Consider the following 266-nt stretch of genomic DNA (forward strand, 5'->3'; position numbering starts at 1 on the left):
CCTGGGGAGTACGGCCGCAAGGTTAAAACTCAAATGAATTGACGGGGGCCCGCACAAGCGGTGGAGCATGTGGTTTAATTCGATGCAACGCGAAGAACCTTACCTACTCTTGACATCCAGAGAATTTGCTAGAGATAGCTTAGTGCCTTCGGGAACTCTGAGACAGGTGCTGCATGGCTGTCGTCAGCTCGTGTTGTGAAATGTTGGGTTAAGTCCCGCAACGAGCGCAACCCTTATCCTTTGTTGCCAGCACATAATGGTGGGAA

Annotated in this window: 1 rRNA gene; it reads left to right on the top strand. The window is 51.1% G+C overall.

Going from position 1 to position 266, the window contains the following annotated elements:
• A 16S ribosomal RNA gene (locus AAZR93_RS21695) occupies positions 1–266 on the top strand; the annotation flags it as partial.

Origin of the sequence: Providencia sp. Je.9.19, assembly GCF_051129765.1 — a bacterium.
GTDB lineage: Bacteria > Pseudomonadota > Gammaproteobacteria > Enterobacterales > Enterobacteriaceae > Providencia.